9 protein-coding genes and 1 pseudogene are annotated in these 14,396 nt (G+C 39.3%); 3 read left to right on the top strand and 7 right to left on the bottom strand.

What is annotated here, in order from left to right:
* Position 1: 1 nt before the first annotated feature.
* Positions 2 to 1,069 (bottom strand): efflux RND transporter periplasmic adaptor subunit, encoded by a 1,068-nt coding sequence (locus E2I05_RS15955; protein WP_121855072.1) that lies wholly within the window; start codon positions 1,067 to 1,069, stop codon positions 2 to 4.
* A gap of 435 nt (positions 1,070 to 1,504) precedes the next feature.
* On the bottom strand, positions 1,505 to 1,840 hold the full coding sequence (locus tag E2I05_RS15950) for a hypothetical protein (protein ID WP_145964475.1): 336 nt from the start codon (positions 1,838 to 1,840) through the stop codon (positions 1,505 to 1,507).
* Between the two features lie 866 nt (positions 1,841 to 2,706).
* Between E2I05_RS15950 and E2I05_RS15945 the strand changes: the two genes are divergently transcribed.
* A complete protein-coding gene (locus E2I05_RS15945; protein ID WP_121855069.1) occupies positions 2,707 to 3,072 on the top strand; it encodes a hypothetical protein in 366 nt (121 codons plus the stop codon).
* Here the strand turns inward: E2I05_RS15945 and E2I05_RS22125 are convergent.
* Together E2I05_RS22125 and E2I05_RS15940 are read right to left on the bottom strand one after the other, a co-directional pair.
* Positions 3,063 to 3,200: a hypothetical protein gene (locus tag E2I05_RS22125; protein WP_165905572.1), complete on the bottom strand. Its 138-nt coding sequence runs from the start codon at positions 3,198 to 3,200 to the stop codon at positions 3,063 to 3,065. The two genes, E2I05_RS15945 and E2I05_RS22125, sit on opposite strands and share 10 nt — an antisense overlap.
* 121 nt (positions 3,201 to 3,321) lie before the next feature.
* Complete coding sequence (locus tag E2I05_RS15940; RefSeq protein WP_121855068.1) at positions 3,322 to 3,627, bottom strand: hypothetical protein; 306 nt, start codon at positions 3,625 to 3,627, stop codon at positions 3,322 to 3,324.
* 946 nt (positions 3,628 to 4,573) lie between these two features.
* Here E2I05_RS15940 and E2I05_RS15935 point away from each other — a divergent pair.
* The gene (locus E2I05_RS15935) at positions 4,574 to 5,398 is read left to right on the top strand and encodes a reverse transcriptase domain-containing protein (protein ID WP_133309747.1); all 825 of its coding nucleotides are present in this window, start codon (positions 4,574 to 4,576) and stop codon (positions 5,396 to 5,398) included.
* A 75-nt stretch (positions 5,399 to 5,473) separates the two neighbouring features.
* Positions 5,474 to 5,854 carry a group II intron maturase-specific domain-containing protein gene (locus E2I05_RS15930; RefSeq protein WP_170179643.1) on the top strand — a complete coding sequence of 127 codons (381 nt, stop codon included), beginning with the start codon at positions 5,474 to 5,476 and terminating at the stop codon, positions 5,852 to 5,854.
* Between the two features lie 173 nt (positions 5,855 to 6,027).
* Here the strand turns inward: E2I05_RS15930 and E2I05_RS15925 are convergent, their stop codons facing one another.
* The 3 genes and pseudogenes from E2I05_RS15925 to E2I05_RS15915 form a co-directional block, all read right to left on the bottom strand.
* Complete coding sequence (locus tag E2I05_RS15925) at positions 6,028 to 9,762, bottom strand: pentatricopeptide repeat-containing protein (protein ID WP_121855185.1); 3,735 nt, start codon at positions 9,760 to 9,762, stop codon at positions 6,028 to 6,030.
* A gap of 269 nt (positions 9,763 to 10,031) precedes the next feature.
* Positions 10,032 to 10,795, bottom strand: a pseudogene (locus tag E2I05_RS15920) (IS1 family transposase).
* A gap of 716 nt (positions 10,796 to 11,511) precedes the next feature.
* Positions 11,512 to 14,358: a hypothetical protein gene (locus E2I05_RS15915; protein ID WP_121854802.1), complete on the bottom strand. Its 2,847-nt coding sequence runs from the start codon at positions 14,356 to 14,358 to the stop codon at positions 11,512 to 11,514.
* Positions 14,359 to 14,396: the final 38 nt, after the last annotated feature.

Genomic DNA, 14,396 nt, shown 5'->3' with positions numbered 1-14,396 from the left:
ATTACTTCCCTTGTTGCCAAATTGAGACTTTCATACCTTCTACAGCATATGGAGCACCAGCGGTAATAATCTGATCACCACCTTTCAAACCAGAAGCTACAGTTACAAACTCACCGATACTGTTACTGAGAATGATGTCTTGTTTGTGAGCTGTCATAGTTTGTGAATCAACTTTCCAAACATAGGTTTCTTTGCCTGTACTAATGACTGCTTTTGTTGGTACAAACATGGCTTTTGCACTTGATGCCGAATCATTTTCAATTTGTACTTGAACGCTCATTCCTGGAAGAACTGCAATATCTGTCGGAGGTGTAAATGAAAGCGTTACTTCATAGGATTGGTTACTGCTAGGCAATAAAGAAATTTCTTTAAAGTCAGCAGCAGCTCTCTCATTATTAAAGGTATTGAATACAACGTTAGCGCCTTTAGGTTCACGCTTCTTCAGATAATTAAGGCGATCTGCTGAAATATCGAATTTTGCACTGTATTTACTGGAATCAATAAGTGAAATGATAGATTGACCGCCAGCCACTGTATCGTGGTTTTGAACACTGGTGCTAGAAATAGCTCCATCATACGGCGCATAAAGCTTAGTGTCTTTTAGGGACTTTTCGGCTGACTCAAACTGTGATTTTGCGACTTTGTACTGTGACTCTAGCTGCTCAAAATCGTTTTTAGAAATAGTTGAATTCTTAATGAGCTGTTGGCCACGGTTATACGCATTCTTTGCTTGTGTGTAGTTAGCTCTTACTGATTCTAACTGGATTTTATAGTCACGAGGATCAACAGAGGCAAGTAGCTGACCTTTTTTGACACGTTGTCCTTGAGTGATATTAAATTCAATCAACTTACCGCCAGAATTGAAGGCAAGATCAGTAGATTTGTATGCTGCAACAGTTGCAGGAAATTTCCAAGTAGTTAATGCTGAAGCGGGTTTTACTTTATAAACTTCAACTGGGCGAACAGTCTCAACTGACTTTTGTTGTTCTTGTTGTTGGCCACAACCGACGAGTAATGTCGTTGCAATGGCTGAGGAAAGTAATAAAACTTTTGCTTTGTTCGTCTTCATCTTAGCCTTCTTAAACAGTTTAAATATTTGTAACAATTACAGTAAGTAACCTCTCTCTCAGCAAGAGATAAAGCTTTCACAGCTATGCATATATTCGAAGTGCTATCGGGATAATTCAAGAATATACAACACAGTAGTGGAAGACTTTAGCCTTGCACCTTGGGAACTTGTATGTTGACAAATTACTTCACAAAATTGTCTTAAGTTAGAACAACTATGCTTTCATCAATTTCGTTCGTATATAGTTCTGAGTTAAGCAATTAATCAATGTAATTGGTATCATTATGCCTTTTTTTTTGAGACCACCAGAGGTGGGACTAATCATTTCATATAAGTTAAATCCTAATGTCAAAAATCCATGTAGCGAAAACCGTAACCTACAGTTATCGCAGAAAAATGACAATAGGATTAGGGGCGAAGTGATTCAAAATCTAATTAATCAGATTTCTCTTCTGATGAATTAACGTTTGCTTTCTGATCAAGTTCAGCCAGAGTCGGTTGGGTCAATCGACAATTAATGATTTTTTTAAGTTCATAGGTAGCAAACGCTTTGTTTACTTTTGAGTCACTCTGATTGAATGCCTTCTCAATAAACCGTTTGTAATATTTCAATTCATTGGCTTTTTTATAGTGGAAACCCATTAGGTATCCAAATTTTCGGTGATCGAGTTTATGACCTAGAGTATTTTCTACATAAGCAACTGGTTCACCTTCATACAGCGGCTTTTTATTACCTTCTTTATCTTTGATGCCGAGTTTAACAGATTCCACTAGAAGATCTACCATGAGAGTATACTCAGTAAATTCTGATATATTTTCATCATCAACTTCCAGTTTTTCATCATCAAGCTCTTCACTTAAAGTGTCCTTAAAGTCAGTTAGCCAATTTTTTTAGCGTTTGCATGACTACGACCTAATTCGTAACCCTTGATAAAAACGAACAGTTCAAATGGTAACTCAATCTGATTTTCTTTTAGGGACGTGGCGGAAGAATGTATACCAATTTTATCGTCACTCCTGCGAACGCAGGAGTCCAGAGTCTTTGGTTAATTTGGGCACAAGTCGCTGGATACCTGCGTTCGCAGGTATGACAAATTAAGCGTTGAAATTTAAATTGGTATTATTTGAACTGCGACATCCCTTATCAAATGGTATGCTGCAAAAATATCATTGTGAAATTGGTTAACTTGAGTTTTAAGGTACGGAAGAATTTTCTCCGCTTCCTTTTTTTTACCTTTATCGTTTATTAGCGATTCATACTTAAATCTAGCCTTTTCGTACTCTTGGTATAGCTTTAGTATTCTCCATACTTCATGCAATACAATTTATTCTTCGATAAGTTTGTTCGTTTCCTTAATCATAAACTCTCATTATTTCAACTAGTTGCATCTGTGAGAAGCTTTTTCATTTTTTTACGGATCTTAAGCGTGAAATTACATTGAGCTAGTCAACTGGCATTATTCCACTCGTTCGCTGAATAGGGTAATTCAGGTTAACCGATACCCTCTGGCAAAAGCTCTTTAACAATTTACTTTATGTATTTTTTCACGATACAGCAGTCCATAGAAGCTCGGCTCTATAGAACTGTGCATCAGGTCTGTTTATCGTGAGCATTAACAAATAACGGAGGAAAAATTATGATTAACGCATTTAGTATTTTTGGTTCGGATTCGACTAGCGATGATTTACTACCTTTCTTTGGCGATAAGCATCCTGCTGAAATATATCTGAAGAAAGATAAGGCTCTGGTTTACTTGGATACCATTTATGAGGGGGAAGAGTACGAGCTTACAGTTCAATCTCGCCACCTTATCGAAGGTAAGACCGACAAGGACTACTTCTATGTATTCCAGTCGAGCACCATGATGTTGGCAATTCACGTTACTGACCTTGGTGATGTAAAAGTGGATTTCCCTAAGTGGTCTTTCAATGATCACGCAATGTTTACTGACCCAGCCGAAGACTTGGAAAGCTTCAAGTTTCTTTCCGGTTTTCAGCCATAGTGTCCGAAACATTCAAACCCAGTTTCTTGTTCATGAAGCCCAAGTGTAACAGCCTTCCGACACCAGCCGAACTCTGTTTCAGTTAAGCGTGGGCTTCCACAGCAGAAGGTTTTGGATACTTCGGCCATAAAAACTCTTTTTTCGATCCTATGAAGTTTACTGGATGCAAGTTTAATTATCCTTTTGGACTCACTAGAAAGGTAAATTGAAGTAGACATTTTGCTGCAACCGTAAATTACACTGTTTGGATTATACGCCGGTATAACCTAAGTTGCAGCATCCCTTACTTGAACGCTTTTTATCAGAGCCAGTGTCGTCATCATCTTTATTTTGGTCTTCGTCTGGATCCGTGCCTTTGTCCATTCCGCTGGGCTTGAATTTAGGTTTTTTGCTGAGTTTTTTGAGTTCTCGCATTTCATCTTCCAGAATTTCAACTTGATTTTTAAGCTCGACAATTTCTTGAGCTTGAAGCTCAATGATTTGCTGCAGTGCTTCGACGATAGGTCGACATTTTGAGCATACTGAATTGGAAAAATCGGGAAGTGGTAGTTTCAAGTTAAACAATGATTAGATTAATTTAAAGGCATTATGAAAGCATGGCAAGATCGGTCAAGCATGATCTTGCGATCGTAACTAACTGTTACAATTTCGATGTTTTGCCACGGGTTATTGAGAAGTTACTGAGTATACGAGTAACTGTTTGAGCAATATGATGATTTTGTCATCATGGCTTTCACCCAATGAGTGAAGTGCTCTACGCTCATAAGCTTGCTAAATGACTGCTATCTGCGTTGTGACTTTTGCAAGTAGAATAACTACTTGCTGCAAGCTACGCCTTACTATCAGCCATTTTTTCTACGCTTAAGAACGCAGTCAACTGATGTTTCTAGGGAGCGCCACGAAGCGCTTTATTCTGTTGCGGGATTTGTCTCAACGTATACGCAGCCAAGCGATTACATGGCCATAAACCAGAGACAGCAACGTTATTATTTATAATAAGTCCATCAGGTTGAAACGTACCTGACGGGATAATTACCAGTTCATCCCGAAATCTGACGGGCATGCATAATGGGTAACCGCTATGACATGAAGCCCTGTGACAAAGGCCTTGAATAAAGGTTGAGATGCAATGTAGGCCGCAGCATCAAGCGAATTCAGTTAAGCGTCGTAAATCAAAAAATGAAGATGGGGAGTCTTTCCTAGTTGACGAACCCTGACACAAACAGAGAAGCAACTGGTAAATGCATCTGTTTGATCTTCCGGCGTAATATGAAGTGGCATGTATTGAAGGAAATAAAGTGAACGTGGGAGAGCCTGAGTGTTGGAAGGTAGTGACTTGCACTATCCGAATATAAGGTAAACCGAAATTTCAGATAGGGCGCTCAGGCAGTCGGATGAGCCCATAGTACCGTTAACCGTGAAGACAACATAACTTTACATCAGGGAAGGGGCTCAGTGTTACACCCGTTTTTTAACGTAACTTTTGAGGTGAAATTGCCATATGGCTAACACTCCAGTAAATATCAGAATATTACAGCGAAAACTTTACTTACGCTCAAAGCTTAACTCGGAGCTTCGATTTTACAGCTTGTACGATAAACTCAGTCGCCTAGATATACTCGAAGAAGCCTATCGACGATGCAAAGCCAATAAAGGCGGAGCAGGAATTGATGGCATCACATTCAGTTATCTAGAGCAGCAAAAGAAAGTCGTTGCGCTGTTAAAAGAAATTCAAACTCAATTACAACAGAAAAACTATCGACCTAGCCCAGTCAAACGAGTAGAAATACTCAAAGACAACGGCAAAACGCGGAAACTTGGGATCCCGATAATCAGTGACAGAATTGTGCAAATGGCGATGACAATAGTGATGCAACCCGTCTACGAACCTCATTTACATGAACACAGTTATGGTTATCGTCCATGTCGAAGCGCCCAGCAAGCGGTAAAAGTCATTGAAATGAGCCTAAAACAAGGCTATCAGCACGTACTCGATGCTGACTTGAGCGCCTATTTCGATACCATTCCGCACGCTAAGTTGATGACAAAAATAGAAAGGCGAATAAGCGACAGCAGCTTTCTGAGTTTACTGAAAAGCTTTATCAAAGCGCCCATCAGCATAGAGACGGTCAACGGGAAATGGCGAATAGAAGCAAGCCGATGTGGCACTCCACAAGGCGGAGTTATCTCTCCACTACTGGCTAACATCTATCTCAACGATTTCTGTTTGAAAATACACGAAAAAACACCGTGTAAAATCGTTACCTATGCAGATGATTTTGTTGTACTTCATAAGCAAACCTACACACAAGAGCAACTGGACTGAATAACACAGCAATTAAGTTATGAAGGTCTGAAGCTAAATCAAAGTAAAACCCACTGTGTGGATATGGGAAAGCTGATGAATGAGTTTGATTTCCTCGGTTTTAACTTTCAACGGATCACAGGCCTCATCAAAGGCACCAGTTACATCAAGATAGAGGCGTCTAAGAAGAGCCAAACAAAGCTGAAAAATAAAATCAGAGACATAGTGAAACACCGAACCTCAAATACACTTGGCGTACTGATAAATAAGGTTAATCAAGTTCTGAGGGGATGGAAACACTATTTTGGTGGGATAGGTTATCCCAGAGGTGTATTTTTCAGAATAAATGGATTTGTAGTAAACCGGTTCTATCGCTGGCATCGTCGCTTAAGTCAACGTCGAAGCAAGTATCTATCACGAGGTGCTTACGAAAAATTACGCCAAGCTGGTCTTGAGTATTTACCCACGACAAGATGATAAGCAAAGTGAAGGGGCTGAGAGAAGTGTAACAACAGAGCCGTGTGAGGGAAAACCTCATGCACGGAATCGAAGAGGGGCTGCTGGATAAGCGATAGCGAAGCCAGTAGCCTACTCTACATGATGTTTATTTTATGATGCACACACTAAAAAGTGTGCTCGCTAGTATCAAGTTAATAGCTAGACTCTCTCAATACTATCATTCCAGAGTTGAACTTATCCTCGATAAACTCAAGCCCAAATTCATCTTTGAGAAAACTTATCATTCCATTTTTTAACGTATTATTGCCATGGTATCCAGTTATGATCGATGTTATGTTGGGTTCATTGTTTTTTTTGTGGTAACAAAATAATAGTTTTGCGAAAACTAATGGAACACCTCGAATATGTGTAACATTGCCTGAATGTTCTTCGACGATTTTATCCGTATGCAAATCGATACAATGATTCGTTAAGCCAACATTCTTTTTATATATTCCTTCTGTTATCCCTTTATCAATCATGCTTGCAAAATTATTTTTTTCAAGCGGCGCAAGTTGAGCATGTATTTGTGAAGGAGTACTCATGTCACATTTGTTCATTATTTTTTCTAAAGACCATATTTCAGTGTCAAATTCCTTAGCCTTAATACCTACTTTAATAAAGGCATTGTAAATGGCAACATCAGGCTTGATGCCCCATTGTTGCATTAAGCTGGTTGTAGCTGTATCGTCATCGCCCAACACCAATGATTTGGCTTCTGCATAACACCCCGCTTCAGCGCAAGCCGTCAGCAAATTAATGCAGGTGATTAAATCTGCCTTTAGTGGTAGATGAGGTGCCATCACGAGCTTATCACCGCACACCAGTTGCCAAGCACTATCAAACTGGCCAGTTTTAGCGCATACCGTGATAAAAGCATTGTAAATGGCAACATCAGGCTTGATGCTCCATTGTTGCATTAAGCTGGCTGTATCGCCATCGCCCAACACCAATGATTTGGCTTCGGCATATCGCTCCGCTTCAGCGCAGGCCGTCAGCAAATTCAGGCAGGTGATTGAATCTGCCTTTAGTGGTAGATGAGGTGCCATCACGGGCTTATCACCACACACCAGTTGCCAAGCACTATCAAACTGGCCAGTTTTAGAGTATATCGTGATAAATGCGCTGTAAACGGCAACATCAGGCTCGATGCTCCATTGTTGCATTAAGCTGGCTGTATCGCCATCGCCCAACACCAATGATTTGGCTTCGGCATATCGCTCCGCTTCAGCGCAAGCCGTCAGCAAATACATGCAGGTGATTTTATCGGCTTTTAATGGCAAATGAGGTGCCATCACGGGCTCATCACCACACACCAGTTGCCAAGCACTATCAAACTGGCCAGTTTTAGCGCATACCCTGATAAAAGCATTGTAAATGACAACATTAGATATTATGCCCCATTGTTGCATTAAGCTGGCTGTAGCTGTATCGCCCAACACCAATGATTTGGCTTCTGCATAACGCCCCGTTTCAGCGCATGCCGTCAGCAAATTCATGCAGGTGATTTGATTGGCCTTTAATGACAAATGAGGTGCCATCACGGGCTTATTGCCACACACCAGTTGCCAAGCACTATCAAACTGGCCCGTTTTAGCGCATACCTTGATAAAGGCATTGTAAATGGGAACATTGTGCTTGATGCCCCATTGTTTCATTAAGCTGGCTGTAGCTGTATCGTCATCGCCCAACACCAATGACTTGGCTTCGGCATAACGTCCCGTTTCAGCGCAGGCCGTCAGCAAATTCATGCTGGTGATTGAATCTGCTTTTAGTGGTAGATGAGGTGCCATCACTGGCTTATCACCACACACCAGTTGCCAAGCACTATCAAACTGGCCCGTTTTAGCGCATACCGTGATAAAGGCGCTGTAAATGGCAACATTAGGCTTGATGTCCCATTGTTGCATTAAGCTTGTTGTACCTTTATCGCCCAGCACCAATGATTTGGCTTCTGTAAAACGCTTTACTTCAGCGCAGGCCGTTAGCAAATTCATGCAGGTGATTTGATTGGCTTTTAATGGCAAATGAGGTGCCATCACGAGCTTATTACCGCACACTAGTTGCCAAGCGCTATCAAACTGGCCAGTTTTAGCACATACCGTAATAAAGGCGCTGTAAATGGCAACGTTAGGCTTGATGTCCCATTGTTGCATTAAGCTGGCTGTACCTTTATCGCCCAGCACCAATGATTTGGCTTCTGCATAACGCCCCGATTCAGCGCAGGCAGTCAGCAAATTCAGGCAGGTGATTTGACAGGCCTTTAATGACAAATGAGGTGCCATCACAGGCTTGTCACCACACACCAGTTGCCAAGCACTATCAAACTGGCCCGTTTTAGCGCATACCGTGACAAAGGCGCTGTAAATGGCAACATTAGGCTTGATGTCCCACTGCTGCATTAAGCTGGCTGTATCTGTATCGCCAAATACCAATGACTTGGCCTCAGCATAACGTTCCATTTCAGCGCAAGCGTTCAGCAAATTCAGGCAGGTGATTGAATCTGCCTTTAGTGGTAGATGAGGTGCCATCACGGGCTTATCACCACACACCAGTTGCCAAGCTCTATCAAACTGGTTAGTTTTAGCGCATACCGTGATAAAGACGCTGTAAATGGCAACATTAGGCTTGATGCCCCATTGTTGCATTAAGCTGGCTGTATCGCCATCGCCCAACACCAATGATTTGGCTTCAGCATAACGCCGCGTTTCAGCGCAGGCCGTCAGCAAATTCAGGCAGGTGATTGAATCTGCCTTTAGTGGTAGGTAAGGTGCCATCACGGGCTTATCACCACACACCAGTTGCCAAGCACTATCAAACTGGCCAGTTTTAGCGCATACCGTGATAAATACGCTGTAAATGGCAACATTAGACTTGATGCCCCATTGTTGCATTAAGCTGGCTGTATCGCCATCGCCCAACACCAATGATTTGGCTTCAGCATAACGCTCCATTTCAGCGCAGGCCGTCAGCAAATTCATGCAGGTGATTTGATTGGCCTTTAATGACAAATGAGGTGCCATCACGGGCTTATTGCCACACACCAGTTGCCAAGCACTATCAAACTGGCCAGTTTTAGCGCATACCGTGATAAAGGCATTGTAGATGGCAGCATTAGGCTCAACGCTCCATTGTTGCATTACGCTGGCTTCAGCTGCATTGCCTAGCACCAATCCTTTGGCATCTGAAAAATTTAAATTTAACTTAATTAATTTCAGTAATAGTGTGCATGTTTTTGCTTCATAGGACGATTTAAATCGTATTATGTCACTAAAAATGCCGTCGAAATTAGATGAATGACTGTCAGAAAACTCGGCGGCTTTGTGTAACAGTTTATGGATTAACCTTATGTCCCATGATGTTTCCATGACCTGTTTGTCGTTTTTTAAAGTGTGAATGATTTCAATAAGTTGCGAAAGTTTAGCGCAACTACCAATTAATGCATTTAAATCAATACCCAGTTGATTTTTGCTTTTCTGTTTAAGTTTCCAAGAGTGAATAAGCGCACTGGTCTGAGTAAAAAAGGAATTAGAGGAGGAAGGTGGTTGCTGTATTTGCTTGGTATATCGAGTGCTCGATTTTGGAGTAATGGGACGGGGCTCAGTTGTAAAACGTCGGTAAACATTACTTGGCTTCTTACAATAATGAGTCTCTCGTGTGCGAGAGTTAAAGCGAGTCGATGATGGTTTATTGTTGAAAAAGTCATACAGATTTTGTCTATCGGTTTTGCTTAATAGTTGATAACACTGTTGTAAGTATTCATCACTATCAAACTTTGAAACCTCAAAGTTCAGATATAATACGGCTTCGCTTGGGTATTCTTGGAGACTTTTAAGCATGAATCTATATGTTGATTGTTGCTCAGCAGGAGTGCGCACTGTCGCCATCACATTACTCAATAAGTGAATGAATTAACAGGCTAAGAAATAACGCACTAAAAAGATAAATACAAAAATATTCAGCTTTAAGGCATTCTATAAATGTATAACAGAAAATATTCTCCGCACAGGGGAGCCGTTTCATAGCTCATCGTTGTATCTCAGACTGGAACAAAAAATAATGAAATTGTGCGTAAATTGGTTTTGTCGGATAGTCGACACCTGTTACCGGATGCCGCCCTCCTAAGAGCCGTACGTGCAACTGGTAGTGGGCTGATTTAGTGGTAGGCATGAATATCAATCCCAAATTCTACTCGATTGATTAACAAACCTATTACCGTATCGTGCATACTTTCTAACTTTGAAAAACAAATCGTTCTTCGTGCTAACCTTTTAATCTAAGTTCTAAAATTGAGGTTTTTCCTCTCAATCTTTTGGGTATTAGTTTTTCCTACTTCATGCTGTTCTGGTGGTAAATTTCGCTTATACGCACCCCAGTCATCGGTATAATATTTCTTTATGCCTAGTGGCTCGAGCAATGTCTGTAACTCTTTGAAAGCCTCGTCTGTTCTTTTCCCCAAGACATAAGCTACAACTGTATTCGTACTATGGTCTATGGCATGCCATAGCCACCTCTGGTTAACCTTTTTACCTACAAATGACCATTGCTCATCGATCTCTGCTTCTTCACAGACCAACTCTATATCGATTTCAATGTTTGAGTTGCTATCTCTTTGAGTGTAATTAGGATTTACGTGGACAATGCTCTTTTCTTTTTTTTAATGGCATTTATCACTGTATTCTTGTGTATATTTAACACTCTACCTGTATCCCTTATTCCACTACCATTAAGTACCATGTCAATGGCTGTTTCTTTTACTCCATCTTCCCAAGCACGCTTAACATAATGAAGTAGGGATGTTTTTTTCGGGCACTCAGAGTTGGTACATAAATATCTTTGCTGCCCCTTTGGGCTTTTTCCTGCTTTTGATATTGAAGTACTTTGACAGTGAGGGCATTGAACATCTACAGAGTGACGCATGATATTCTCTAAAATAAATGAAACTAGAGTGCAACCATGATAGATCAATTCACTGCTTCAGCCCACTACCCTTCTGTTGTTGCGCGAGGAATAGTTAGATATGGGCTAATTACGGTCATATTTCTTATTTTTTGAAGTGTTTTCATTAGCTAGTTAACGCGTAAATAAACTCCTCTCAAGTTAATTATTTTTAATGTTTAAAAAGGGTTATCATTAAGTATGGTGTTTACTATAAGCAGACTTTCAAAGAGTCTAGCTTTAATCAGGGCAACCGCACGAATGAGTGATTTACACAACTCCATGTGGTTATTTCGTTATTCCCACGGGAGTGGAAATCTAGCGCCTTATAAATACCTGACCATAAGTTTCATAAGATTTTCTAGTACCCAGTTTCAGCACTCTACGGTGTTGCAACTTCGGTTACATAGTTACGGCTATGCGCCCTACATTGCGTCTTGTATAGCACTAAACCTGAACACAATCATTATCAAAGAACTTATCGACATGTACTTATTTGAATGCCAATGTTACTGGTTTTCCGTTTTCATGGGAATGAGGGACTATAAAGTCTATGTTTTTTGCTCGAAAAACATTGATGCGTTTATTTGTAACTTTAATTTAGTGCTATCAGCTATCAACCGCAAGAAGTTGTCACCCTTTGTGTTCGTCAATCGAGCGATAATAATTCAAGGTTCAAGTCGCTGATAAAGTTGTGGTTATTTTGCTCTTTCAAGTAAAAACTTACACTCAGTACTTACTTTTAATATTAATGAGTCATAACTAAAAGGTCTAATGTTGCTTATTAACGTAGATAATTTATTTTTATCTATATTTCTAAGTAATGACAGTGAGTTGCGACTATCGAAACTGATTAGTAAGTCACAGATAAAGCTATCTTCAGAAAATTGTAATTCATACTTATTTTCCGTGCCGTTAGCTTTCTTTACAGGTTCTAATTGAAGATCTTTTGGCCGACTAATTAAGTGAAATAACACTTCAGTTGCCATCTGAGTAGGAAGTAGAGGAATGGCTTCACACATTCGAGAAAACGTCATGCTTTTGATAGCAGGGATGAATTTGCTGTTCATCCACTCTTCGTCATGAATGCTGCATAACGATGCTTCTAATAAACCTGAGAATATCTTTACAACACTTGGTACGGGAACATACTGCGCTACGTGATACCAATGATCGATAGGCTGGTGGATTAATGCCATTGAACCTAAATTTATTTCTTCATCTCCTACTTCTGCAAGAGAAAGGTATGACAGTCGATCACCCGACATGTATGGAAGTTTGACAATATGCTCTTCAAAACATCGTGGTTTCAATGTTTTTATTTGCTCTCTGACTGCTTGAATTTTGAAATATTCTATTAGTAATTCATTAGGTACGTCTTCCAGTATTTGACAGAATTCTTTTTGACTAACTTGAGTAAGGTGAAATAAAAAAAGTGACTTATAATTTTCATTTTTGCCCCACTTATTTATAGTAAGGTGTCTGAAAAAACTAAACCGCTCAATTAACTTAGTTTTTGACGGTATTTTATACAGTACTTGTTGCTGTTGAAAGTCAAGAGATTCAAATAGTGAAATTGCGATGTTTAAATCCATGTAACAAAGCAATTGTGCGGCGAGTTCATCAGAAACAGTGCCAAGAATATGAATGTTGTGGCTTAATGGTACTTGATTTAACCATTTGGCTTTTTGTTTTAAATGGGACAGATCAGTTATAAGTAAAGATTCAGGGAATACTTCTTGAATATATTTATTTTTCATTTCATCTGATAATCGCTCTAAAATTTCGAAGTCATTAGGTTGAGGTTTTGCAGACAAAATAGTGACAACTTGGTCGAATTTATCAAATGGACAAACAATTGAGAAAAGAGGTTCGTCAATTGCTAATAGATATCGTTTCATTAGATGGGCAGGTAACATCCAAATAAGGCTTGTCAGTTGCTGCTCTGTCATTCCATGAAACAATACGAATTGTTTAGATTCATTCATCAACATATGGTTAAGCCAGTAAGTCATTACAGTATCAATAGTGCTCCGTTTGCACTTTAATAACAATCCAACAGCATTTGGCATATTTATTTTAGAAATCTTGATGATTAAACCAAAGGGAAAATTCTCACCTTCCGAATTGTAAACGCGTTGAGTCAACTGTTCACTTTGGATTATAATGTCTTGTAAAATAGGATCTGGATAAAAATCCACAAAACTAATGAACTTTTTAAATTCAGACTTTGATAACTCCATTAAATGCTTTGTTAATCCTTCAGACTTAAGGCCATTATTGAATATGAATTTTTGAGTTTCAATTTCGTTTCCATTTAATAATAGCGTTAATTTTTGTTCTTCAGTAAGCCTATCTAGTATGCATTTTTTTCGTTCGTTGGATAAATAATTGAAAAATGAACTGCATTCACCATTAGATATTAAGTTTTTAAGATCTTCTAATTTTAGTTCCTGAATATATTGATATTTTTGAGCCTCAGAAAAATGATGAATGCAATCGACTTGAAATTGAAGGCTCAACTGACTGAATAAATGCATACAATATGAAAAAGTACTCGACTTTTTAAGGTGAGATAAGCAATGTGCTGCACTAGAGGCAGACATATCTTTTAGCCATTGAATTTTATTGGCTTCATCCAAATAATTTAAAACTCTAGCTTTACATTGATCACTGAGTTGTTGACTTATTGATTGTTGTAATTCACTTGGTAAGTCATTTATGTATGGAAGCATTATTTCAATTTTTTTTTCTAATAATAGCCACTCACCGATTTTTGGTCGAGTGTTATTGGCTAACACTTTGACGCCAACTTCGGGATTAAATTCGGAAAGGTAATGAAAAAAAAGCATTAAATAATTTAAATTATCATTTAAATTCACATATCTCATGGCTGTATCTACATTCAGTGAACTCACCACATCTTTGCACCTTTCAGTTCTTGCTGACGTCGAACAGTAGAGTAAATTTCTCATCTGCGTATCACCCATTTCTTCGAGTGTTTGAACTAGTTTATATGCAGGAATCGCTGAATGAAGTGAATCAATTAAATAGTATTTATTTGGATTCTTACTTTGTTGGTAACTTGAGTATAGCTTTGCGATGCTTTTTGGTGTCAACCACTGAGAGAGTTCTTTAACTTCTTGGATGGACAAAGGTTCACACAATTGAAATTTGAGCGTAGTGGCTGAATTGATTATTTCCCCATAGACTTCAAAGCCAACTTGCTTAAGTAGTCCACCCGCAATATCTTTATATTGGACTTGGTCACCTAATGCACAAAAAGAAGCCTCAATAGATTTTGATGCTTCGATTTTGTTTGTCTCGATGAGAATAAAGTCGTCTTGTTGTTCAGCTGAAGCTGGTTTTGCAAGCCAGACCTCTAGTTGACCATGTTTAGATGTTGTTATTCGGTACTCAAGGTCTGTCCCACTTTCTTTATTCTTGAGTGAAAGCTTTTGAGTTTCGTGATTTTCTAACCTTACAGGATCTAAAAGCAATTGACTTGGAATCACTGCACTTTTTGATTGAGTTGGAATACTCATAATTAGTCAATTTCCTATGAAGGTAACAAGGCCTATTT

It is taken from the genome of Parashewanella spongiae, assembly GCF_004358345.1.
GTDB classification, from domain to species: domain Bacteria; phylum Pseudomonadota; class Gammaproteobacteria; order Enterobacterales; family Shewanellaceae; genus Parashewanella; species Parashewanella spongiae.
Note: the sequence above shows the minus strand (reverse complement) of the source record. Positions and strands in the feature narration are given on the sequence as shown.

Bases quoted from the DNA above. Each gene is read 5' to 3' on its own strand.
- E2I05_RS15955 (WP_121855072.1), bottom strand. From the start codon at position 1,069: ATGAAGACGAACAAAGCAAAAGTTTTATTACTTTCCTCAGCCATTGCA.
- E2I05_RS15945 (WP_121855069.1), top strand. From the start codon at position 2,707: ATGATTAACGCATTTAGTATTTTTGGTTCGGATTCGACTAGCGATGAT.
- E2I05_RS22125 (WP_165905572.1), bottom strand. From the start codon at position 3,200: ATGGCCGAAGTATCCAAAACCTTCTGCTGTGGAAGCCCACGCTTAACT.
- E2I05_RS15935 (WP_133309747.1), top strand. From the start codon at position 4,574: ATGGCTAACACTCCAGTAAATATCAGAATATTACAGCGAAAACTTTAC.
- E2I05_RS15930 (WP_170179643.1), top strand. From the start codon at position 5,474: ATGAATGAGTTTGATTTCCTCGGTTTTAACTTTCAACGGATCACAGGC.
- E2I05_RS15925 (WP_121855185.1), bottom strand. From the start codon at position 9,762: ATGGCGACAGTGCGCACTCCTGCTGAGCAACAATCAACATATAGATTC.
- E2I05_RS15915 (WP_121854802.1), bottom strand. From the start codon at position 14,358: ATGAGTATTCCAACTCAATCAAAAAGTGCAGTGATTCCAAGTCAATTG.